Here is a 25610-nt window from a genome sequence, read left to right on the forward strand (position 1 = left end):
CTATTTTACAACGGAGAAAATTGCTTTAAGCCGTCAAATTTTCTTGAATGTATTGCAAATTCGGTACATGAAAGACCTGCTCACCCATACGGACATATTGGAATACCGCAGGATCAGTCGTGGTTTGTTGGTCATCATCTACCACTTCAGAAATACGCAAGCGCAGGGTTTTAGGCATTTCATTGCACATCAAAGCAAAACGCTGCTCCATTTCATCGCCTTCAATCACCAGTGCCACGCCCATTTTTTTCTCTGGGTCATTGACCGCATAAACAGGCAATTGCGATTCGTGCCATTCCACAGTTTTAACTTGAGTGGCGTTATCCAGCGCTGACAACACAATATTTTGAGGTATCAGCATCGGGGGTTTACCATGACATTCAACAATATAAGCATCAATAAAACCGGTAGATACGGTAATTAAATGTTGCAGCTCTTGCTGACTGATTTGCCCGAGTAAATTTGGACTATTCGTCTGACTCATCGTTTACCCCTGACTAACTGCTAATAATTGTTCAATATTGGCAAGCAATTCTGCCTCTTGGAACGGTTTACCCATGTAATGCGTCACACCTAAGCTAAACGCTCGTTCGCGGTGTTTTTCACCTGTACGTGACGTAATCATGATGATCGGCAGATTGCTATGCATGTCGTGGTGGCGTACAAGGTTAGTCACCTCAAAACCATCCATACGTGGCATTTCAATATCCAGTAACATCAAGTCAGGTTTGACGTTTTCAAGCTGCTCCATGGCATCGACACCATCTTTGGCAGTCACGATGTCATAACCTTGACGCTCAAGCATACGTGAAGTTACTTTACGTACGGTGACTGAGTCATCCACAATCATAATTAAGCGGCGTGTATCACGACGTTGGCTATCACGTTGATCGCTGGCTTGTTTAGTACGTTGCGTTGCAAGAATTTGACGGGCAATGTTCTGACCATCCAAAATCAAACAAACTTGACCATCACCCAAAATAGTTGCGCCTGCAATTGCACCAATGCTTGAGAACTGTTGTCCAATTGGTTTCACAACAATTTGACCACGCGAACCAATCAACTGATCGACTAGTAAAGCAATGGTTTGACCTGTGCTGCCTTTAATTAACAGAACAGGTAGTGAATGACCCACATGGCTTAAACGCGGTAATGGCTGATTGCCAACGAACTCAGATAAGTAACGTAACTTGTAGTTCTGGTTGTCAATTTGGAAGAAATCTTCATTGCTGTTGAAGTAAGATTCCAAAGTGGTTGGTGCAATACGTACAATACGGTCAATTTGCGCCAACGGTACAGCAAATTGTTGATCGCCAACTTTAACCATTAAGGCATCGGATACAGCAACTGTCGTTGGTACACGAATACTAAAGGTTGTGCCTTGACCTAAAGTTGAATCTACAGAAACGTGACCACCAAGTGCCTTAATTTCACTTTGCACCACATCTAAACCAACACCACGACCTGAAATTTGTGTAACTGATTGCGCTGTTGTAAAGCCTGGGTGGAAAATGTATTGCAGAATTTCATTTTTATCTAAATTCTGATCGGCTTTGATTAAACCTAAGCTCAATGCTTTTTCTTTAATCTTGGCATCATCAATACCCTTACCATCATCCACAAAAGTCACCATAACATCTGTGCCTTGGCGAGTAATGTTCAGTTCAATTTTACCAACTTCAGGTTTATTGGCTGCAGCACGTTGTGCAGGGTCTTCAATACCATGGTCGACCGCATTACGCAGCATGTGTTCAAACGGTGTCACCAAACGCTCTAGAATGGTACGGTCTAATTCACCTTCAGTGTTATAAACCACCAATTCTGTTGGACGGTTTAAGGTCGATGAAGTCTGACGCACAATACGTTGTAAACGTGGCAATAAACGTGAGAATGGTACAAGGCGTGTGCGCATCAAGCTTTCTTGAATTTCGGCCTGAATACGTGATTGTTGTAATAACAAACCTTCAGCATCACGAATTTTTTCAGCCAAGGTGCTCTTAAAGTCCACCAAGTCCGATGCAGATTCCGCCAGAGATTTAGACAACTGATTCAACGATGAATATTGATCCATCTCTAATGGGTCAAAGTCTGCATAACGTGAGTTTTCAGAACCGTGCTTGGCAATAATTTGCGATTCCAGCTCGCCTTCCATTCGACGTAACTGATCGGCAAGACGTTTAATCGCCAATTCCATCTCATTCAACGTACCGCCTAGTTGCCCAAGCTCCATTTCAATACGTGAACGGTTAATCGAGTTCTCGCCTGACAAGTCAATCATCTTCTCGACTAAATCGGCCGAGATACGAATCATCTCATTGCTATTATCCAGCTGTGTGGTTTCGCCCCACTCACCCGACATTGCAGGTGGCTCTGTACCATCACCCTGAACAAACTCATAACTACGGCTTGGTGATAACAAGTCGTTATGCGTTAAACGCTCAGGTAATTGTGCAGATACATCTACAAACTGCATCGCCGATAAGCTAGATTTTAAGCTGTCATAATCAGTGTAATCTGCTTTGAAAATTGCATCACGCAACCATGCCAATGTGGTTTGCAGCAAGGCATCATAAACATTTGAGTTAAATTGATGCACTGCAAACTGTTCAAAGGCACTTTCCAGTTGATAGGCAATTTGCGCAACAGACTCAATTTCAGCCATACGTGCACCGCCTTTTAAGCTGTGCGCCGCACGTTGTAATTGGAGCAAGACACTACGGTCACTACGCTGCTCAAACCATTGTTTCAAGCGCTGATCTGCAGCATCCAAAATTTCTTCCGCTTCTTCTCGGAAAGTTTCAACCACAATTGAATGTAATTGCTCATCTTCAGATTCAGCATTTGCTTCATGACTTGCAGTTTGTGTTACCGGTTCAAATGACGCAGTAACAGCATCTTCCAGACTTGCCTCATCAGCAATAGCAATATCATCTTCAGCTAAATCTGCAGTCCTGTCTTGCAAGGCTTTTGCCGCCAACTCAGGCTGTGCATCAACCTCTTCTACTTCGATCGCCTGTTCAGGCTGCACTGTACTTATAGCACTTACGACTGACACATCTGCATCGCCTTGTGCCAAGCTGACAATGTTGCCTAAAATCGCAATTGACTCTGTCGCAGCATAGTCCACACGCTCATCGCGAATGGTCTGAATACGGTCTGCAATATCATCTTGCACCAAACGGATAATTTGAATTAACGCAGGTGAAACAACAATTTGGTTGTTAATGATACGCTCGTAAATCGACTCGAGGTTGTGTGCAATTAAACCAATATGCGTCGCAGAAATCATATTTGCGCCACCTTTCAAAGTGTGCAAATAACGCATTAAGTTGTTTAAAGCCGAAGTGTCGCTGGCGTCTTTTGACCAAGTATTGACGTCTTCATCCATACCCACCAAAAGCTCTTCTGCTTCTTCCAAAAAGATATCTAGCAATTCAGGATCGAAGTCTTTATTGGCATCATCGGCATGCATGTTTTGTTGATCTGATGCAATACGTTGTGACAATTGCGCTAAATTCACCGTGCCTGAACTTTCGCTAGCAACTACAGCAGACGCCACATCAGGTTCTGCAACAACCGCTGTTTCTACAGCATTGTCGCTCTCTAATGTTTCAACATCTTCAAGTGCAATTGCATCAATGTCTTGCTGCACAAATGCAGTTAAGTCATTTAAGGTTTTCTGAATGTCTTCTGTAACCGTAACACGCTGTCCCGCAGCCAAGGTATCGAATAAATGAATGAACTCTTGGTGTGCCTGTGCAAATAACTCATAACCATATTCAGAGTTAAGCAGAATTGGTTTGGCTAAAACACTGTCGTAAGCAGCTTTAAGTTCTTCAGTAAATTGATGAATACCCACAGACGCACGGTTATCGGTATGCTCTACCAACAATTGCGCTTGTGCGCTGAGTTCTTCTAAATAGCTTGGGAATTGCGCTTGCGCCAATTTATCAAATTCAAATTCGGCATCAAGTAAACGATCAATATTCAGTTCGATTAGCTTCGATACTAAACCTTGAGGATTAGAGTCTTCTGTATCGCTGGTGCTAAAGCCGTAGCTATCCCATGCTTTATTAAAAGTTGCATAGATTACATCTAAACCATCACAGTGACCTTGACGAAGTACATGCAGATAATCACGGACAAATTCCGCATATTGCACCAACAGCGCAGTTTCTTTAGAGGTGGATTCAATTTCATCTTGCACAAATGTTTTAAACAAGTTTTCAACTTTAGAACTGGCTTGAAAAACTTGATCAATTTGCGCCATAGACGAACTGCCGCGCAGTGTATGTAAAGCACGAATTAAGCCATTATAGTCTTGTGAGTGAATCTGATCTTGCGCCAAGAACTGATCAATTGTTGCTAAATGCTCTTCAGCTTCTTCCACAAAAATAGCCAGAGTTTCAGCCAATAGGCTTGCATCAGCAGCCTCTTCTTGTGCAACTTCTGTCTGCGGCATTTCTTCAGCAGTTATTACGTCTTCAGATGATTCAACTGCTGTGACTACTGCTGTTTCAACTGCAGCATCCGCCAATTCTAGTCCTGTCGGCATATCAGTTGCAGTCAGTTGATCCGCTAAAATCAGCAACTCTTCCAATGCAGGTTCAGGACTTTGGTTTTGCTGTAATTGTTGTCCTAAAAGCACCAATGGGCGTAAATCAAGATCAATTAAACCGACTTGTTTAAAAATTGGATAAAGCTTGTATTGATAAATATTTAAAACAGTTTTTGCGTATTTTTGAATATCAGTATTGAGTGTTACCGCACCCGAAAGCACACGGTTTAAAGTATCTTCAACCGTCCATGCCAATTCGCCCGCAGACTTCGCACCCACCATGCGACCCGAGCCTTTTAAAGTGTGAAAGTGACGACGAATAGTCACTAAAGTTTCTTGATCTGTTGGGTTAGCAAACCAAGTAGTAAATAATGGATTTAATTCTTCGAAGATTTCTTCAATTTCTTCGACAAAAATTTCAAGAATTTCCGCATCTTGCTCAAGATAACTATCTTCAGGAAGCGTCATTGTTTCGACTAAATTTTTTAATATTTCTTTCATAGCTAAGGCTTCTTACGTTTTCAGCACCAAAAGGCACTTCAACTTAATTGTAACCATCCTGAATGCCCCTAACCCAAAAGTTAAGTTCATCTTTGCGATGCTTTATCTCTGAATGATGGTGTACCCATAACTGTGTATAGGTACACCTTTCCCCAAGCTGGAATCCCGCTTATTCAGGTAGTTTAAAGTCAGTTACAGATTCACGTAATGATTCTGCCATGTTGGCCAACTCAGATACCGAACGTGCAGTATCGAAAGTTGCACTGGTCGTTTGCGAGGTAATTTCCTGTACAACATTCATCGTGGTTGCAATGTGACCTGCAGAAGCAGACTGAAGTTTTGCAGCATCCGAAATGTTAGAAATCAATTTCGCAAGGTTGCTCGATACTGTTTGAATCTCATCGAGTGCAACACCCGCATCCTTAGATAAGTTCGCACCACGTACAACCTCAGAAGTCGTTTGTTCCATCGAAATTACGGCTTCGTTGGTATCGGTCTGAATCGTTTTAACCAGTGTTTCAATCTGCTTAGTTGCAGATGCTGAACGTTCTGCTAGACGCTGTACCTCATCCGCAACGACCGCGAAACCACGACCTGCTTCACCCGCCATAGACGCCTGAATTGCTGCGTTCAATGCCAAGATGTTGGTTTGGTCGGCAATATCGTTAATCAAGGCAACGATGTTACCAATCTCTTGTGAAGATTCACCCAAACGCTTAATACGCTTAGAGGTTTCTTGAATCTGCTCACGAATGATATCCATACCTTCAATTGAACGGTTTACAACGTCCGCACCATTCGATGCGATATGTACCGAACGTTCTGCTACCGCAGCGGATTCTTCCGCGTTGGCAGATACTTGGTCAATCGACATTGCCATTTCGTTAATCGCCGCAGATGCACCTGCAATTTCTTGCGCCTGATGTTCAGAAGCTTCTGCTAACTGGTTGGTAATATTCTGCGTAGTTGCCGTATATTGTGCAACTTCGTGTGATGTTTCATGAATACGCGATACAAGGTCACGTAATTGGTCAATCGCGAAGTTAATCGAGTCAGCAATTGCGCCTGTAAAGTCTTCCGATACCGTTGCGTATGAACGTAAGTCACCATCTGCAAGGTCGGCGATCTCATCGAGTAGACGTAAAATCGCGTTTTGGTTACGGTCATATTCATCTTGTAGACGAACCACACGAGTTTTATCGGCTTCACCACGTAAGCCAAGTAATTTGAATACACAGAACAAGAATGCAAGTAAGGCTGCAATTAAGCCAATTGCTGGAATTGCAATAGACCAACCTGAACTGCCAGACAATTTATTTAAATTACTTAAAAGTTTATCAGACTGGTCAAAAATAGAGGATGAAGCCTGACGTACTTTTACAATTTGAGTAGAGTTACTTAAAACGGTTGCAGCAGCAGATTTCAATACATCTTCATATTCTGCTTGAATACCTGTTAATGACTCACGTAAGTCTTCTTGTGCAATACGTTGTACACCCAACTCTGCACTACCATTTAACTGTGCAGCCAAATACGCACCGAAAGTTTCAGTATCGGCACTGAAGTCATCCGCAGATTCACGTGAACTATCTGTACCTGTTAACACCGAGCTAATTGAACGCAAGATACGTTCTGCAATGAATACCTGGTTTTTTGCAATTACAACCTGGCTACTTGGCATATCTTGACGTGCCATTTGGTCAACCATCAAGTTATATTCAGCTTGAATACCTGGAATGGTTTCACTGATTGCAATGTTAGTGTCATAAAGTTGGTTAATGATTTTTTGTTGCGAAGCAATCAAATCAATATTTTCAGAAACCGATTTCCACTGTGTTTCAACTTCACGCAACGTGTCTGTACTAGCATGAATGTCTTTAACCGTTTCTAAGTTTTCTGCAAAAGATTTTTGCGAATCGGTCAAGTTTTTGATTGATTCAGGTGTACCTGATGCAGTTGCTTCAGTCGCTTGACGTGAAATGGTTTGTGACAATAGACGTAAATCACCCAAACTACGGGTAAAATCGTTATTACGCGGCACACTATAAAAGAGGTATAGCAACAGGAAAAGCGATAAGATGATACAAAAAGCTGCGCCTAAAATAAGTGGCTTAGATTTTTCTGTTTCGCCAAATACACTCGCAAACTCATCAGTTCGCGTTTGTAATTTTGCCACAAAACCTGGCCCACTTGCTTTACGAACAGTTTCTTCGCCTGAATTTTTCTTTTTAAGTTTAAAGCCCATGCAGCTTCTCCCCGATTGACGCCTTCATTTTTTAGGTGCGCGACAGTTAATTTATAAATTTTATAGATGCGTTCATGTATTTTGGGTTTTGCAATAAACGACTAAATAAGAAAACATGCCATTGTTGGTTATGCTGGTGAAAATAGCCCTGACAATATTCTTGTAAATTACTTTCTAAATCATTGTGTTTAGAGAAGAAACTTTTCTTATTAAAGTGCTGTATACCCAAAACTTGATCTACAACCAAACCGACATAATGGTCATTATGACTAATACACATTACTTTTTGAGTAGGTGAATATTGGCTGCTTTGCCCAGAAACATAATGTGCCAAATCTGATACTGAGAGCAATCTCCCCCGAATATTGGCTAAACCGACCACCCAAGGTTGGGTATTCGGAACAGGCGTGTATTTCGGTGGGTAAATAACCTCAGAAACCTCTCCTAATGGAGCAACAAAATATTGCCCCATCATCTCAAAAGCAATGCCTGACCAGCGGTTTACCTCATTTTCGGTACTAACGTAGTTTTTGTTACCACGTTTAGATAACCGAAGTAATTCAATAAAACCATTTGCAGCCATAGCTTATCCTGCATTTAGATGTTGATTAATCACATCAATTAATTGTTTTTCGTCAACAGGCTTGGTTAAGTAATCGCTTGCACCTTGGCGTTTACCCCATACACGGTCAGTAGCCTGATCTTTGGTACTTACAATTACAATTGGAATATGCTTGGTAGTATCACCACGCGAAATTTGACGCGTCGCTTGGAAGCCATTTACGCCTGGCATAACCACATCCATTAAAACTAAATCTGGCAATTCAGCTTGCGCCATGGTGACACCATCTGCACCATTAGCAGCTTCAATCACTTCAAAGCCATGTTTAGTCAAAATCTCTCTGAAACGGAAGGTTTCTGTAGGCGAGTCATCGACTATAAGAATACGAGCCATTATTTTCCCCAATAAATCTAACGATATAGTTATGCTGTCACGTGGTTACGAATTGCGTTTAATAATTCGTCTTTACTAAATGGTTTAGTTAAATATTCGTCTGAACCGACAACACGCCCTTTGGCTTGGTCAAATAGACCATCTTTACTTGAAAGCATGATGACCGGAATGTTTTGATAGTTTTGTGAATTTTTAATCAAGGCACAAGTTTGGTAACCATCTAAACGTGGCATCATAATATCTACGAACACAATATCAGGATTTGATTCTGCAATTTTGGATAAAGCTTCAAATCCATCTACTGCGGTAACCACTTCGCAACCTTCTCGTTGTAAGAGCGTTTCGGCTGTACGGCGAATGGTTTTTGAATCATCAATCACCATGACTTTTAGATTTTGGAATTTATCGTCCATTCAATGACCCTTCCCATTTTGTTTGTACAAGCAACTGAGTAGAAATTTTTACACATTGATCGTATTTTTAACATATCTTTACTTGTAGTTTCAATGAACATATTTAGCTCGAAGCTACACTTTTACACCATTATCACCAAATCACTCACACTTTCTGGTGACCATCGATATTTTTTTATCGGTTGTGTTTTTTTAATTTCTAATTTTGATCTAATATAACACTATATATTACGTTTAATTTAAGTAATTTAGTCAACTTTCATTTGGGGGACAACGTGAGCACTTATTTTGCACAATTACTCGCTGTCAAATTAAAACAAAACAAAAAGTCGTTCAAAATGGCGATGCTAGCGTTGCTTCTGTTTCCCTCTGCTCAATTGATGGCTGAAACTCAAAATAAAGCAGTATGGTATCGTTATTATGATCAAAAAGGCGTAGCCAATATTAGCAGCAATGTGACCCCAAATCATATCCGCTATGGCTATGAGGCTTTGGATCGGAACATGCAAGTGATTCAGCGTGCTCGTCCCTATAATACTGAAACCGATATTAAAAAAGCACCACAACGTGCTGCACAAGCACGTCAGAGCGAGTCTGACCAGCGTCTCAAAAAAGCCTATACCAACAGCCAGACAGCAACTATAAAACGGAACAACGCTTTAACGCATATTAAAAAGCAAATTAGCTTTCAACAAGAACAACTCAAGCAACTCCAAACAGACCGTATTAGTTTTAAACGTCAGGAAATGGAGTATTTACGTAAAGTTAAGCCTGTACCACCACAACTGAAAACCAACTTAGACAATAACTTAAAAAATATTGAATTAAAAAAAGACATGATTCACTCTTTACAAACAAGCTATCGAAATACCCAAGCAGAATACGACAGAATTATTCAACGCCTCAGAGCCCTAGAATAGGGCTGGCTTTTTTTGCGTTGTCATTTTGACATTAAAATAGGACAAATATGCATGCACATTGCACAGCGTATCGCATTCATTTTTAATCAACAACCTTTGCCACTTCTTCGGATCAGTACACTTGGTTTATGTGTATTTCTTGCTGCCTGCCAAAAAAATGAAACAGAAAATGTTGCTCCAACACCAGAAAAAATAGAATTAATTCAACAAGATTTAGTTACCATCCAGCAAGGCAGTGCCATCGAAAAAACTGCCTTTACAGGCACCGTGCGTGCTGTGAATCAAAGCAGTATTCAAGCACAGGTGACTGCCACAGCAACCTCAGTCTATGTCAAAGTGGGCGATAGCGTACAACGTGGTCAAACCTTGCTACGCTTAAATAATCAGGATAATGCTGCGCGTTTAGCACAAGCTCGCGCCAATTTAGCTGCAACGCAAGCGCAAGCCAACCAAGCCCGCAACATGATGCAACGAAAAAAACGTTTGCTCGATCAGGGTTTTATTTCACAAGTGGAATATGAGCAAAGTCAGTTAGATTATCGTGCGCAAATGGAAAATGTACTCGCCCAACAAGCCAATGTCGATATTGCACTAAAAGCCGATCAAGATGGCACGATTACCAGTCCAATTCATGGTGTCATTACCCAACGTCAAGTTGAGCCTGGGCAAACTGTGGCTGCAGGACAAACCTTATTTGAAGTCGTCGATCCGAACCAATTAGAAATTCAAGCGAAATTACCAAGCGACTTACAAGCCGCACTCAAAATTGGTCAAAAAATTGAATATCAACTCCAAGGACAAGCAAACACATTTAATGCACAAATTAGCCGTGTTTCTCCTGTTGCGGATTTAGCCAGTCGTCAAATTGAATTTTTTGCGACCCCGCTTGAGCGTCTTCCCTCTTTAAGTATTGGGGCATTTGTGGATGGTTATATTTTAGCGAACACGACAATTTCAGGGCAAATCATCCCACTCAATACCATTCACGATATCCAAAACAAACCTTATGTTTGGGTGATTCGAGATCAAAAAATTGCCCGCGTGGATATCACAGTTTTAGAACAGCGCTATAGTGACAATACTGCCGTCATTCAAGGCTTACAGAGTAGTGATCTAGTCAGTCGAGTGGTGTTCAACCCCGATCAAATTCAGCAGCAGGTGATCATTCAAAATAACCCTCAATAAATTGAATTTCATCTCAATGCAGTAGTGCAGATGTCCCATAAATAAAAAATCAGGATCGTTGTTATGTGGTTTACCCGAGTTAGCGTCAAGTATCCCGTTTTTACCATCATGATGATGTTTTGTCTAATGGTGCTTGGCTTGGCTTCATGGCAACGTATGGGCGTGGAAGAATTTCCTGACGTCGATTTTCCGTTTGTAGTGGTTTATACCAGTTATCTGGGTGCATCACCTGAAACAGTTGAATCTGAAATCACCAAGAAAATGGAAGATCAGATCAACACCATTTCTGGACTCAAACAACTGGTTTCACAATCCAGTGAAGGGCTATCTACTATTATTGCCGAGTTTAATTTAGATGTTCCTTCGGCAGTGGCGGCACAAGATGTACGCGATAAAATTTCGTCTGTCAGTGCAGGCTTTCGAGATGAAATTCAAGACCCTGTGGTGGAGCGCTACGACCCAACTGCCAATGCAGTCATGTCGATTGTGTTTGAATCCTCACAAATGTCTTTGCGTGATTTAAGTTCCTATTTAGATCAACAAGTTGTACCGCAACTGCGCACTGTGTCTGGTGTCGGAACTGTTAATTTATTGGGTGATGCACAGCGACAAATTCGGATTGAGGTAGATCCACAAAAGTTAATGAGTTTTGGCTTAGGTGTGGATCAGGTTATCAACACCCTCAAAGCTGAAAATATTGAAGTGCCAGGCGGTACACTCAAACAAGCCAATAGTGAATTGGTAGTCGAAATCCAATCCAAAGTCATTCATCCTCTGGCTTTTGGCGATTTAATTATTGCCAATAAAAATGGTGCGCCAATCTTTTTAAAACAAGTTGCCACAATTCAAGACAGTCAGGCAGAGCTGGAAACCAGTGCATTTTTAAATGGGCAAACTGCGGTTGCTGTCGATATCTTGCGTAGTTCAGACTCTAATGTTATTGAAGTGGTTGATAACACCTACAAAACCTTAGAACGTATTCAGACCCAACTACCTGTAGGCATGACTGCAAAGGTCGTGGTGGATTCTTCTAAAGGGATTCGTGGCAGTATCCGTGATGTAGCGCGCACCATTATTGAGGGTGCGATTCTGGCAGTCCTGATTGTACTGTTGTTTCTTGGTTCATTCCGTTCTACCGCCATTACAGGATTGACCCTGCCAATCGCCCTACTCGGCACACTCACCTTTATTTGGGCATTTGGCTTTACCATCAACATGATGACCTTACTGGCGCTCTCGCTCAGTATTGGCTTATTGATTGATGATGCAATTGTGGTACGTGAAAATATCGTGCGTCATGCAGATATGGGTAAAGACCATGTCACGGCTGCTTTGGATGGTACTAAAGAAATTGGCTTAGCAGTTTTAGCAACCACCTTAACCATTGTGGCGGTATTTTTACCTGTAGCATTTATGGGCGGAATTATCGGACGCTTTTTCTATCAATTTGGTGTCACCGTCAGTACTGCCGTACTGATTTCCATGTTTGTCAGTTTTACGCTGGATCCAATGCTTTCTGCACACTGGGCAGAAAAAGCAAATCCGAATAAAAAACCTGGACGGGTAAAACGCTTCTTAAACTGGATTTCTAACAAACTCGACAATTTAAGTCATCATTATGAAAAACTTTTAAAATTAGCACTACGATTTCGCGTTATCACCTTATTGATTGCCGTGGGTTCATTATTTGCAGCACTCGGATTATCCAAACTGATTGGCACAGAGTTTGTACCTGTACCCGACAAAGGTGAAATTCGGATTAAATTTGAAACACCTGTAGATGCCTCGCTTGAATATTCACAAGCAAAATTAAAACAAGTAGATCAAATCATCCGTCAACACCCTGAAGTTCGCGCGACTTACGGAGCCATTAACAGCGTGACAGATCGCGGGAAAAATCATGTTAACTTGCGTGTAACTGTCAGCCCGCGTAATGAACGTCAACAAACGCTAACCGAACTCAATAACGAATTTCGCCAGCGTCTACAAAGTGTTGCGGGCATCACCATCACCTCTGTCGCCTCTGCCGATGAAACGGTTTCTGGTGGGCAAAAACCTGTGATGGTGTCTATTAAAGGCCCTGATTTAGCAGAATTACAAAAAATCTCTGACCGCTTTATGACCGAAATTGCTCAGGTGGATGGTATTGTCGATTTAGAAAGCTCGCTAAAAGCTCCTAAACCTACATTAGGTGTTTATATTAACCGTGTCCTTGCTAGTGATTTGGGGCTATCGGTGAATCAAATTGCCAATATTATCCGCCCACTCATTGCGGGGGATGATGTCACCACTTGGCAAGATGAACGTGGTGAAACCTACGATGTCAATGTTCGACTTACAGAAAACCATCGTAGCTTGCCGAGCGATGTGCAAAATATGTATTTAACTTCAAAAAAAACTGATGCCAATGGACAAAATATTTTAGTGCCTTTGGCAAGTGTGGCGAAGTTTGAGGAAAGTTTAGGTGCAGCACAAATTAACCGTCGTGATTTAGCCCGTGAAGTTTTGGTCGAAGCCAATACTGCTGGACGTCCTGCAGGTGACATTGGTGTCGACATTCAAAAAATTCAGGATAACTTTAAATTACCCGCAGGTTATAGCTTCGACACTCAAGGCGCCAATGCTGACATGGCTGAATCTGCAGGTTATGCGCTGACTGCAATTACCCTATCTATTGTGTTTATTTATATCGTTTTAGGTTCACAATTCAACAGTTTCATTCACCCTGCAGCGATTATGGCTTCTCTGCCTTTATCGCTGATTGGGGTATTCTTGGCACTGTTTATTTTTAACTCGACCATGAACCTGTTTTCTATTATCGGTATTATTATGCTGATGGGGTTGGTCACCAAAAATGCGATTTTACTGATTGATTTTATTAAAAAAGCCATGGATCAGGGCGATTCACGTTATGATGCAATTATTGCTGCAGGGAAAACCCGTTTACGCCCTATTTTAATGACCACCAGTGCAATGGTGATGGGGATGGTGCCACTCGCACTTGGCTTGGGTGAAGGCGGCGAACAAAGTGCGCCTATGGCACACGCAGTCATTGGCGGTGTAATTACATCCACCCTACTAACATTGGTGGTCGTACCTGTCATTTTCACTTACTTAGATGATTTTAAGAATTTTATGTTACGCCAAACGCGTAAACTGATTTCTTAAAATCTCACGCAAAGTCACACAATCGTTCGGGCTAAATTTTAACGCAAGTTTAGCCCGATTTTTATTGTATAATCTGGCTTTGAAAAAACTCCATTTAACGCTTCACTTTTTAGGACAGTTTCCATGCGCGCGAGTCGCTTTTTATTTGCTACGTTAAGAGAAACCCCAAACGATGCCGAGGTGATTTCTCACCAGCTGATGTTACGTGCGGGTATGATTCGTAAATTGGCTTCAGGTTTATATACTTGGCTGCCAATGGGTGTGCGTGTGCTAAATAAAGTTGAAGCCATTGTTCGTGAAGAAATGAATCGCGCAGGTGCTTTAGAAACCTTTATGCCTGTTACTCAGCCTGCTTCACTTTGGGAAGAGTCAGGTCGTTATGTACAATACGGTCCTGAATTACTGCGCTTTAATGACCGTCACGACAATCCTTTTGTACTCGGTCCAACACATGAAGAAGTCATTACCGATTTGGCGCGTAATGAATTAAAAAGCTATAAGCAATTACCAATCAACTTCTATCAAATTCAAACCAAATTCCGTGACGAAATTCGCCCACGTTTTGGGGTAATGCGTTCACGCGAATTTATTATGAAAGATGCTTATTCTTTCCATACCGATCAAGCTTCTTTACAAGAAACCTATGATGTAATGTACGACACCTACTGCCGTATTTTCTCGCGCTTAGGTTTAGACTTCCGCCCTGTACAAGCAGATACAGGTTCTATTGGTGGTTCTGGTTCACATGAATTCCACGTTCTGGCTTCAAGCGGTGAAGATGATATCGCCTTCTCTACCGAATCTGATTATGCAGCCAATATTGAAATGGCTGAAGCTATTTTGGTGGGTGAACGTGCTGCGGCAACGCAAGAACTCAAAATTGTGGATACACCAAACCAAAAAACCATTGCGGAAGTTTCTGCATTTTTAGGTACAAATAGCAACCAATCAGTCAAAGCGCTCTTGGTTCAAGGTGTTGCAGATGAAACAGGTCAAGTGCCTGTGATTGCATTATTCCTGCGCGGTGACCATGAACTTAATGAAATTAAAGCAGAAAAGCATCCACAGATTGCAGCACCACTTACTTTTGCAACCGATGCACAAATTGCAGCGTTAGGTTTAACTGCTGGCTTTGTTGGTCCACAAGGTTTGGTTGAAAAAGGTATGACTGTGATTGTAGACCGTGCTGCATCGGTACTGTCTGACTTTGTTGCTGGTGCAAACCAAGTTGATCAACACGCAACAGGTGTGAACTGGGAACGCGATGCACAATATACTGAAGTTTATGATTTACGTAATGTCGTTGAGGGCGATCCATCTCCCGATGGGAAAGGAACGCTACAAATTAAACGCGGTATTGAAGTCGGTCATATCTTCCAGCTTGGTACTAAATACTCAGAAGCGTTAGGCTGCAAAGTTCTTGGTGAAGATGGCAAGCCGTTTACCGTGACTATGGGATGTTATGGTATTGGTGTTACCCGTGTGGTTGCCTCTGCAATTGAACAAAACTTTGATGATAAAGGCATCATTTGGCCTTCTGCCATCGCACCATTTGAAATTGCGATTGTGCCAATGAACGCACATAAATCACCACGTACATTAGAAGCAGCAGAAGCACTTTATGCTGAACTTCAAGCTGCGGGTTATGATGTATTACTGGATGATCGTAATGAACGTCCTGGGGTGAAATTCTCTGACCTTGAGCTTACAGGTATTCCGCACCGTATTGTGATTGGTGAGAAAGGTTTAGATGCGGGTACTTTTGAATATAAAGGTCGTCGTGATGCTGAATCTAGCAACCTAACGAAAGAAGAATTACTCATCAAAATTGCTAAATAAGGTTAAACACTAAGCATAAAAAATCCCGCACAAGTTGCGGGATTTTTTTTCATTTGGAATTAACAGAATTTCATACCACCATAACAGTTAGGGGTAACGTTTTGGTTATTTAAAAGCTTATCCTTTAATGTAATCGTAGCTGGATTTCCTGTTGCATAATTCGTAAATTGACCTACATTAATATTCAATTTTTTTTCAACAGCTACGCCAGCCAAAGAACCTAAAGCCTCAAAAGCACCAACATCAATTGGTTCGGATTTATTGAGCAAATAGTCACTAATCGCTGTAGCTACTTGTGGTAATACCGCAGAAATATCAACCTTATCTGTTGTTGCTAAATATCCCAGTTGTATAGGTTCTTTAAAAGACATCCACCACCCTTGTTGAGCAACATCACCCTGATCGGCTCCTTGCCAATGCACAGGTTTACTTTGCAGAGATAAATACCCTCCTGTGCCATTGAGTGGAATATTGTGAATCATATTTAGGGCTTGAACAAAAGTAATATCCATATTAAGTTCATCCAAACTCGAGCCTGCTGCCATTTTAAAGAATGAGTGTGTCCCAAGAGAACCAAATAATAAAGCAGGGAATTCTACATAAAGCTGGTCTTGAGAGAAATCAGGAGTTCCTTGAACACTACCCGGTAAACTCTTACCCGGCTCTGCAACAGCTAAAGGAATAGAAGGAATAGATGAGCGAATACCACTCACTTTGGCAGCAGTCATACGTTGACCCGTAACCACCGTTTCTGGCATAGTAAAATCTACTTTCATAGAAGGAACTGTAACCCCTGTATGCCCTTCTGTTCTAACACCATTTGTAAATGGCTTACTATGAAACTGTCTTGTTTGCCCCAAAGCCTTTAAACGACCAGAAATAATTTCATCATCGGTCATACCAAATGTCGCTTGCTCAGTAAATGAATGACCTTGAGTTTGTGCCATTTTCATATAACCACTAAAACTTTTAATCCCGTCATTTGGGTTTTGTACGTTATCTGTACCCAAAGTCAGTAGACCTAAAATTTCTTCAGCACCTAAGCGAAAACCAACCACTTCACGTGTTGACGCACTATTTCCACTAATCGCAAATTCAATAAATGGATTAGTAATTTGCGCACTAGTACCCGCACGTTCACCATTAAACTTTGGACTACCTGTTGAATCATAAGATTCATTCAAGCCACTTAATGCAATATTGGAAATATCAATATCACATCCCGCTTTACTACCAATCGCATTATTTACACCACCACAACCCAATTGTAGCGTTTTAATGTTGGCATTGAGCTCCATGAGTGCATCAACACTCAGCTTATAAAAGTTGAGCCCTTGTGATTGATCTGTCGCAGTCATCAGGTTCAAAAGTGCCTGACCTTGTACATGAGATAACTGATCATCATTTAAAGCCTGCATCGCTTGAGCAGAATTGAATGAAAAAGCTGTACTTAAAATAGATGCAACTAAAATTGTTTTTTTCATTTTATTTCTATCCTTTAGCGTGGCGTAATGCCGAATGTGCTGCGCATGGTTCCACCTGTAAGCGCGACAGATGCGATTTTCTGCATATTGCCATTGGTAGACATTGCAAAGTTTGTTTTAAAGGGTTGAGCAATATCATTTTTATAATTAAATTTAACTTGATTGTCTAAAGTGACCGTATCTGCACTGACGACTACTTTTCCTTTAACACCTATATGACCTTCCATTCGATTCAAGTTTATTGAAGAAGTTTGAACAGTTTCATTATTCACTTGATCTTCATTAATCAAACTAAAATAACTACCTAAATTCTTGGGATCTGCCTGTTCTGTGCTATCTAGACTTCTAAACTTAAAGTTCGCATCAAAAGACAAAAAGTTTGAGTTCGGATTAGTATCGGTTGGATCCATTCCAGGAATCACCAACAACTCACCATTTCCATCTAATTTAAAAGCGATTGTGGTCAACACATCATCTTTCTTAGAGAAATTATCATAAGGTATAAAGCCACCGCATTTAGTTGATCCTGTGACGCAGTTGTATTTTGAACCCGGTAGTTGTCCAATCGCTAACTCAGCTTTTGCTGCAACCAATAAATGATCTGCACGAATATAAATCCCTTCATCTTCATAACCAATCACACCATCGGACTGAATTAATGCATCAATATTTCTTAAACCAGCATAATAGTTGACAGCTTCACCAGCATGCAGGCTTTTTTGCCCATCAATTAAGATAATAGAAGTGGTACTTGGTAACCCAGTTTTTGAATCAATGCCATAACCTTCGGTAGAAACAATAGCGTTATAACCAATTCCGGTTTTGTTCGTTCCATCATAAGGTGACAGATATTGTTTACCCGACAAGGCCACATTGGCATTTAAATTATAAATTGGAATCCCAATACCCCAAGAACCACCATCTCCTGTCAATTCATTTAAAGAGTTGTCAGAAATAATTCTAGCTTTGGCTGCAATAGACTGAAAGTCCATGCCACGAACAGCGATCAGTGAAAACTGGTCACCTTCAAGCTTACTCGATAGCAACTGGTTTAAAATAGGACTGGTTGCACCAATAGTATTTTTAATATTTTCATTGACTAAAAAATTGAGGTTTTTCGCTTGTACGGTATTAATATAAATATCGCCAAAATCGATAGAGGCATTTTTATTGTGTAAATTACCTTGTGCATCACGTGTGGTTAGCGGTCTTAAATTCGAAAATTCAACCGCATAACTGCCTTTTCCTGTGTGCCCAATTTCTAAGGTTGTTGGTAATTGCCCTGCGGCCAAACCTGTCGTATTTTGATTGGTAAAATCAGCAGATAAGCCCAAATGCAAACCACCTTGCCCCACCACAGTATCGTAGCCTGTAACTGCGGTATTTTTAGTTTCAATTACACCATTGACCTTATTCGAGACGTCAAAATTAGCAATATTCTTTTGCTGCCCATTAAAAAACAATTTCGCATTGCTCACCGCACCTGATGCACCAAAGCGAATTAAATTTTTATCATCATAACGTAAGTCAATATTGACCCCAGGATTACTTGCATTTTGGCGGCTACTTGCAACATCACTCAGGTCTTTCACTCGTCCAAGATTCACAAAATGGTCGGTGGTGCCATTTTTAGTGGTAAAGACCAATCCCTCATCGGCATCAATGTACATATAGCCGTCAGTCGCAAAATTAAAGTTAAAATCATGCATAGATAATTGATGCTTACCTAAACCATGACTAATTTTGGCATTCTGTAACTGGAAGTTTAAATGTGCCATTTCATTTTGATTGAATAAACCTGCTTTGGTTTCTAATAAAACTTTTAAAGGTGATTTAGTTTCTAAGCCGAACTGACCCAAGCTTTGTGTTTCTTTAGTACAACTATTTCCGACACAGTTTTTTTTGACCAAGTTTAAATCTGCGGTCGCTTGAAAAGCATCAATACTCGCATCGATACGCACACCTGCGCCAACATCAGTTTTCCCCACATCTAAAGCAAGCTTACTGATAATAGGCTGGTTATTCTGTCCTTTAATTTCTACATTATGTAAGCCTAAACCCTGTTGAGTTCCAGCCACTAAATCAGGATCATACCAATTGACTTGATTAATCGTGGCTTTAGACATTTCATGGGTGATTACAATACCATCTTGCCCGCTTACATCAGACAAATGCTGGTCTGCAATCAGCTCTAAAGCATAGACTTGTTGCGCACAAAGTACGCTCAATGTTAATAAATTCAACTGTATTATTTTTTTCATTTTTATTTCCCTATACTGTACTTAATCCTATATTCAACAACGACTTGCTGCTGAACCTGTACAGTTGTAGCTAAATATTTTCACATTGCCAGACATGTGCATATTGCCGTGAATATTTAAGCCCATAAATCCTTTTTCAGCGCCCTGATCAAACAAAGGTACATCTTGCTGAACTAAGTTATAACTACCATCTTGTTGATAATTTCTTCCTAGAAAATTGGTATATACCTCTGAATTTGCATAACCTTCATTTACTCCCTGCCCAGAACCTGTTTCAATAGATAATGCAGCGAAGCCTAAATTTCTAATTTTTAACGGCTTATCATCATAAAACTTAAGCTGCATAGCGGTTTGTGGGTCATTTTTATGATTAATAATGGTTGTGCCATCTAAAGAAAATTTATCTATTTGTATGGTGCCCTGAATTTGTTTAAATACCAGCCATTTTTTATTGCCGTTATTATCTTCATGGTTATTGGGTGCAATGGCTAAACGACAGAGCACATTGTTGTCAGCACAATTTTTACTATAGCGATAATAAACTTCTGTAGGTTTAGTCCCACCATTAAATTTAGAAATATTGCTGAGTTCTAAGTTTTCGGCATATTCATGGTTTAACGATAACGTCCAACTGAGGTCTGCTCCACCTTGACCAGTAGCCTGCGTTAATTCATGATTTTCCAGTGCAATTAAGTTGGCATGGGTCAAAGGACTACACATCAATGCAATACAAAACAGTTTTTTCAACATGATGATTCTCCTTTTATAGACCTGTTGTTTTAAATTTAAGGTGCTGAATCAGCACACCATCTATTGCAACTGAACCTAGATTCTTAGCAGTACCATCCACACCTTTAAATACAACACCTGTGGCATTATCATGATCCTTGGCACGCAACATATTATTTGGCAAGCGTTCTACAGCACCAATTGCAATACTACTATGCGTCGCATTACGTCCTTGATACATCGCAGCACTGTCATTGGCATTGGCTTTTAGCGGTGTGCCACAGCTCACCACATTACAGGTAGAACCTGTAAATGCTGTAGAACCTAAATATCCACCCTTTCCATCTTCATAATTTTGATAAATTTTATTGTAAATTTCAGGAACATTCGGAATACGTGTTACTTCCAGCACAATATTATTGCCCTCAGAACCAACCACAAAAGGCTGATACATATTCCCTAAAACTAAATTGATATTTGGGCTGTATAAATACAGACCTTCTATATCATGAAAAACTGGTGCTAATGAACCATCTATTGCTGGTGTGACCGCAGTTCCATCTAAAGTGTCTGATTTTGCTGCTGTACTAATGCGAATTCCTTTACTGTCTAAGTTTGAATCTGTGAAACTTAGATTCGCAGGATTATCATTGGTATTTAAACGCAATACACTTGCCATACCCAATGTTTGATGATGATTTGGATTATCCGAGTCTAAAGTCTGAAATACTCGGGTCTGTGAACCATTTAAACTTAAACCATTGGCAACAAACTGAGTACGTAAACGGTGCTCTTTATCTAAACCCGATTTTGGTGCTCCAGTGCTCGGATCAACCTCTGCGCTTGAATTCAACTGACGCGAAAAAATATCAGTCCAAAAGCCCAATTTAATATTATTATCACTTTCAGTTGGCGTTGTAGTTGCGAGCGGTGCCTCAAGTGCCAAATAACCGACATCTTTTTCTACATTTTTAAATTGTTTTACTTTTTCTGTACCAGCACGGAATAACCATGGATTGTCTGCAGAACCCCAGTTAAAACCCTGATTGCTATAACGACTGCTTAAAGAGTTATCACTTTTAGATAATGCCAGACCATAAATAAAGACATCTGCTTTGGTTCTGAGTGAACCCACTGAAGTTTGTGCTGCTGCTGTTTTTGCTGCTTGAGTTGCGTTATCTACTGCTAATAATTCTAATTCTTTGATTGCATTTGTAGCTGCTGCTTTTGCAACTTTATCACCCTCAAGGTTTAGTCGCTCCTGAGTTACTGTTTCTACAGTTTGAGCAACCTTAGGATCAATATGATTAAATCTTGTAACCCCTTGCGTCCACTGTGTTGAAGGTACGGTATCAGTATTTCTATTGCCATATAAAATTTCAATCATTTCATATGTATTCTGTAATGCATATTTGGTAGATGCATCTTTATTCCTCAAAGTTGGATTTGCAGCACTAGGAATAGTCGTTCCATCCTTCGTCGCATTAATCCTTCCTTCATTATAATATTCATTATAGCGCTGTTGATAATATTGTTTCATTCGGTCAGATTCAAAGTATTCTGCCACTAAACTTTGACGCACACCAACTGAGATTTCACTGCTCACTGCTGTTTTTGTAGAGCTATAATTTTGTGTTTTATAGTTATTGAAAGTCGTTGTATAGGTACTTTGATATAATGTTGATGTAGTTGAAACACCTGCCAAATATTCAGCATCATAAACCTGATTATAAACTTTCTTATAGGTATGTTCTGAAATATTCTGATAATTCTCCCCCGTCGGGATAATACGAATAAAGCCCGTATCATATTGACTTGGGTTTTCTAACCGACGTGTATAGCTCGACCCTGTTGATAGGTCATTCGGTTGCTGAAACACCATTTTGAAATCATCAAGGACTAAAGCAACCCCTTCGCCTGTGGTATTTGACAAAGAGTCATCGGAGAGTGCTTGTAAAGCATAACTCGGGTTCGCCAAAAATAAGCCTATCGCAGTGGCTAAGCAACGCTTACGAAAAGGGAAAGTAATTGCGTGTTCAGTCATCTCGACCTTCCTTTTATCTGATGCTCCGCATCTTTCTTTTATTTATCTATAGCTTGGCTATTTATTTGAGTGTTTTTATCCTTAAAAACGTGATTATGCCAAAGCATTCTCATATTTAATTATGCTGAATATTTATGCAAATGCAAAACAAACTGGCTAAACTGCACAGCTTTCCGATGAATGAAAAAAAGCGAGCAGATTGGCTCGCTTCTTCAACAGAAAAATATGATAGATAGTTATTGCTTATGCTTTAGGCAAAGTCACGCCTGTCTGCCCTTGATATTTTCCACCACGGTCTTTGTACGAAGTTTCACAGACTTCATCTGATTCAAAGAACAGCATTTGTGCCACACCTTCACCCGCATAAATACGCGCAGGTAAGTTCGTGGTATTGGAAAACTCTAAAGTTACATGACCTTCCCACTCTGGTTCCAGTGGCGTCACATTCACAATAATACCGCAACGTGCATAGGTCGATTTACCTAAACACACTGTCAATACATTGCGCGGAATACGGAAATATTCAACGGTACGCGCCAAGGCAAACGAGTTTGGCGGAATGATGCACACATCTGATTCAATATCGATAAAACTTTTTTCATCAAAGTTTTTTGGATCGACAATTGCTGAGTGAACATTGGTAAAGACTTTAAATTCACGTGCACAACGTACGTCATAACCATAGCTAGAAACACCATAGGAGATGAGTTTCTCTCCATTTTCGTCAAAGCGAACTTGGTTTTCTGCATACGGTTCAATCATGCCGTGTTTTTCGCTCATTTCACGAATCCAACGATCAGACTTAATTGCCATTTATTTTCTATCCAAAATATGAATGTTTAACTGTGCTGTACTTTAACTGAAATCTAAGTTAATGAAAACCAGCCGTTTCCCTCACATCGCTTTTTTAAGTGCAATGATCATTTTCAGTAGATACAACTTTTGGATACAACGTTGGCCTTATAGACTCAACAAAGCCGAATAACTTAAAGGAATTGAAAAGCTCAGCAACACAATAGAAGCTGTTTTTTGTAGATTGCACTGATTGAGCCAGCTAATTTTATTTTTAGCGAGCACAGAACCAATAAAAGTCCAGAAAAAGGCAATCGGCACGATTAAACATAAAAACGCCAGCATGTGTGCAACATAATAGTCTGCTTTTACCCATGCAATTGTTGGGAAAATTGCAGAAGCAAACAACAATGCCTTAGGGTTGAGTAAAGTCGCTAAAAATAGCTCACTGGCACGGATCGTGGGTTGATTAAAGCTTTGCTCGACGTTGGCCGTACGCCACAATTTAATCGCCAAGAAAATAATATAGCTTGCACTGAATAATTTTAGAATGATGGGCAACAACGGGAGATGGGTAGACACCGTACCAATTAAGGCACCCCAAAGTGTAATAGAGATCAAATAACCCAATGCTTCTGCTGGAATTAATCGGAAAGATTTGCGGATACCAACCTGAATGCCAGATGATGCAAGCAAGGTATTGGTTGGCCCTGGTGTCAATAAAATTGTGATCACTAAACCGATAAAAAACCATGAAATCATGCATTGACCTCACTACTGAATGAGCGCAGATTAAAATAGTTCATTGCAATTGGCAAAAAGTATTTTGTAAGACAAATTTTTGATCAGTCTAATATTTTAAATTTATTATTTTTATTCAACCACTTATATAAAAAATATTTTTTAATCGAATGGTAACTTATAAGTCATTTTTTCTTAACATTTTTAAGGTATTTGGAAATTAAACACCTTTAAATCAGATGTTTGCATGTTTTTTAATCAAAAAAAGATAGCCCACCGAAGTGAGCTAAATTTTCAAAATATTGTGACTTAGCTTTTAAAAGATGAATCACTTAAAATTTGAAGGACGACAACTGAATGACGATAACCGCGATCATTCCAAGCTGAGGTCCCCGATTAGAAAATACGATTCTGATCTTTTTCAGCTTTAGGCAGTTTTTTTGCAATTTTCTGAGCAATCGCAATGTAACTATCGGCAGCATCATCGCCTGCAATCACTGACGGCGTGCCTGCATCAACATTTTCACGAATACTGACATTTAAGGGTAAACGCCCAAGCAACGGAATATCATATTGTTCTGCCAGTTTATCGCCACCGCCCTGACCAAAAATTTGTTCTTCGTAGCCGCAGTTTGAGCAGATATGCGTCGACATATTCTCAATTACGCCCATCACAGGAATTTGCACACGATTAAACAGTTCGATGCCTTTCACAGCATCCATTAAGGCAACATTTTGTGGTGTAGTCACAATCACCGCTCCCGTTACAGGAATACGCTGTGCAAGTGTCAGTTGAATATCCCCCGTTCCTGGTGGCATATCAATCATCAACACATCTAAATCTGGCCATAAAGTTTGATTAAAGAGCTGCATTAATACACCTGTGGCTTTTGGTCCACGCCATGCTACAGGTGTATTGTGATCACCTGTTAAATGCCCGATAGATAACACAGGCATCCCAAAAGCATCTAACGGTACAAACTGCTCGGCTTCAATCATTGGAGTTTTGCCTGCATTGCCGAGCATGGTCGGAATACTTGGGCCATAAATATCGGCATCTAATACGCCAACTTTTAAGCCTAGCTTTTGTAATGCCAAAGCCAAATTTACCGTCGTGGTGGATTTTCCAACTCCGCCTTTGCCTGAAGATACCAAAATCACGTTTTGAATACGCGGATGTTTCGGCACATCGCGCTGTTGTGGCGCAGCTTTTTGAATCGGTGGATTATTCGGATCGGCTTCTTGCATTGAACTTTGACCTGCAGCATCCACCACTGGTGGTAAATGAGATGCTGTGGTCTGTGTGGTCGATGTAGCGCAGCCTTCACCTTCAGCATGTTGATGCCCACAACTTTCTTTTTTCTGTGCAGTTTTCTGCTGAATCACATGCATATTCAATTCTTTAATGCCACATTTTTCTAATGCATCTGCCAAATCATCATGAATTTGTTGTAAATGTTGTTTTTCTTCAGGATAAGTATTGATGGTGATTTGCAGGATGTCACCTTGCAAATTCACTTGAGAAATACGATCTTTTAAAACATGTTCAGATTCAGGCAATACATAACTTTGTAGCACGTGCTGAATAGCTTCCTCATTCACCGTATGCGAAGGTGAAAAAACTGATTTAAGTGAAGAAAGCCAAGACATAGATTTACTCCAAAGTTTGGAAATACCGCGATTTTGATAGTGTAACGATAATTCAGTATAAGGTTAAGTCGTGCTATCACTGAAATACTTAATTCTGAGCGTATTGCTTGGTTTTTACATGATTT

The 25610-nt window shown here is 40.4% G+C and carries 17 protein-coding genes; 4 read left to right on the forward strand and 13 right to left on the reverse strand.

The genetic code is table 11. The annotated features are described in order from the left end of the window. Nucleotides 1-25 precede the first annotated feature (25 nt). The 6 genes from C3Y93_RS05690 to pilG form a co-directional block, all read right to left on the reverse strand. Nucleotides 26-484 carry a hypothetical protein gene (locus C3Y93_RS05690; protein WP_104852336.1) on the reverse strand — a complete coding sequence of 153 codons (459 nt, stop codon included), beginning with the start codon at nucleotides 482-484 and terminating at the stop codon, nucleotides 26-28. Between the two features lie 3 nt (nucleotides 485-487). After that, nucleotides 488-5059 carry an Hpt domain-containing protein gene (locus C3Y93_RS05695; protein WP_104852337.1) on the reverse strand — a complete coding sequence of 1524 codons (4572 nt, stop codon included), beginning with the start codon at nucleotides 5057-5059 and terminating at the stop codon, nucleotides 488-490. Nucleotides 5060-5228: 169 nt separating this feature from the next. After that, nucleotides 5229-7304: a methyl-accepting chemotaxis protein gene (locus tag C3Y93_RS05700; RefSeq protein ID WP_104852338.1), complete on the reverse strand. Its 2076-nt coding sequence runs from the start codon at nucleotides 7302-7304 to the stop codon at nucleotides 5229-5231. Nucleotides 7305-7350: 46 nt separating this feature from the next. After that, on the reverse strand, nucleotides 7351-7887 hold the full coding sequence (locus C3Y93_RS05705; RefSeq protein WP_104852339.1) for a chemotaxis protein CheW: 537 nt from the start codon (nucleotides 7885-7887) through the stop codon (nucleotides 7351-7353). Between the two features lie 3 nt (nucleotides 7888-7890). Further along, on the reverse strand, nucleotides 7891-8259 hold the full coding sequence (locus tag C3Y93_RS05710) for a response regulator (protein ID WP_004975526.1): 369 nt from the start codon (nucleotides 8257-8259) through the stop codon (nucleotides 7891-7893). Between the two features lie 29 nt (nucleotides 8260-8288). Further along, nucleotides 8289-8672, reverse strand: a complete 384-nt coding sequence (gene pilG / locus C3Y93_RS05715) for a twitching motility response regulator PilG (RefSeq protein ID WP_004975524.1) — start codon at nucleotides 8670-8672, stop codon at nucleotides 8289-8291. A 338-nt stretch (nucleotides 8673-9010) separates the two neighbouring features. Here pilG and C3Y93_RS05720 point away from each other — a divergent pair, with 338 nt between their 5' ends. From C3Y93_RS05720 to C3Y93_RS05735, 4 genes are all read left to right on the forward strand, one after another. Beyond that, complete coding sequence (locus C3Y93_RS05720; RefSeq protein WP_228153793.1) at nucleotides 9011-9592, forward strand: hypothetical protein; 582 nt, start codon at nucleotides 9011-9013, stop codon at nucleotides 9590-9592. 51 nt (nucleotides 9593-9643) lie between these two features. Further along, complete coding sequence (locus C3Y93_RS05725) at nucleotides 9644-10777, forward strand: efflux RND transporter periplasmic adaptor subunit (RefSeq protein ID WP_104852341.1); 1134 nt, start codon at nucleotides 9644-9646, stop codon at nucleotides 10775-10777. A 63-nt stretch (nucleotides 10778-10840) separates the two neighbouring features. Continuing rightward, nucleotides 10841-13945 carry an efflux RND transporter permease subunit gene (locus C3Y93_RS05730; RefSeq protein WP_104852342.1) on the forward strand — a complete coding sequence of 1035 codons (3105 nt, stop codon included), beginning with the start codon at nucleotides 10841-10843 and terminating at the stop codon, nucleotides 13943-13945. Nucleotides 13946-14068: 123 nt separating this feature from the next. Next, nucleotides 14069-15784 (forward strand): proline--tRNA ligase, encoded by a 1716-nt coding sequence (locus C3Y93_RS05735; RefSeq protein WP_104852343.1) that lies wholly within the window; start codon nucleotides 14069-14071, stop codon nucleotides 15782-15784. Nucleotides 15785-15843: 59 nt separating this feature from the next. Here C3Y93_RS05735 and C3Y93_RS05740 read toward each other — a convergent pair whose 3' ends face one another. The 7 genes from C3Y93_RS05740 to apbC form a co-directional block, all read right to left on the reverse strand. Beyond that, nucleotides 15844-17268 (reverse strand): hypothetical protein, encoded by a 1425-nt coding sequence (locus C3Y93_RS05740; RefSeq protein WP_104852344.1) that lies wholly within the window; start codon nucleotides 17266-17268, stop codon nucleotides 15844-15846. Nucleotides 17269-17282: 14 nt separating this feature from the next. Next, nucleotides 17283-19529, reverse strand: a complete 2247-nt coding sequence (locus C3Y93_RS05745) for a DUF6160 family protein (protein ID WP_104852345.1) — start codon at nucleotides 19527-19529, stop codon at nucleotides 17283-17285. A 33-nt stretch (nucleotides 19530-19562) separates the two neighbouring features. Next, a complete protein-coding gene (locus C3Y93_RS05750) occupies nucleotides 19563-20279 on the reverse strand; it encodes a hypothetical protein (protein ID WP_104852346.1) in 717 nt (238 codons plus the stop codon). A gap of 13 nt (nucleotides 20280-20292) precedes the next feature. Then, nucleotides 20293-22302, reverse strand: a complete 2010-nt coding sequence (locus tag C3Y93_RS05755) for a hypothetical protein (RefSeq protein WP_104852347.1) — start codon at nucleotides 22300-22302, stop codon at nucleotides 20293-20295. 243 nt (nucleotides 22303-22545) lie between these two features. Further along, nucleotides 22546-23115, reverse strand: a complete 570-nt coding sequence (gene dcd, locus C3Y93_RS05760) for a dCTP deaminase (protein ID WP_004975507.1) — start codon at nucleotides 23113-23115, stop codon at nucleotides 22546-22548. 147 nt (nucleotides 23116-23262) lie between these two features. Beyond that, nucleotides 23263-23856, reverse strand: a complete 594-nt coding sequence (locus C3Y93_RS05765; protein WP_019837508.1) for a LysE family translocator — start codon at nucleotides 23854-23856, stop codon at nucleotides 23263-23265. A gap of 375 nt (nucleotides 23857-24231) precedes the next feature. Beyond that, a complete protein-coding gene (gene apbC, locus C3Y93_RS05770; RefSeq protein ID WP_104852348.1) occupies nucleotides 24232-25485 on the reverse strand; it encodes an iron-sulfur cluster carrier protein ApbC in 1254 nt (417 codons plus the stop codon). Nucleotides 25486-25610: the final 125 nt, after the last annotated feature.

This window comes from Acinetobacter sp. SWBY1, assembly GCF_002946595.1.
GTDB lineage: Bacteria > Pseudomonadota > Gammaproteobacteria > Pseudomonadales > Moraxellaceae > Acinetobacter > Acinetobacter towneri.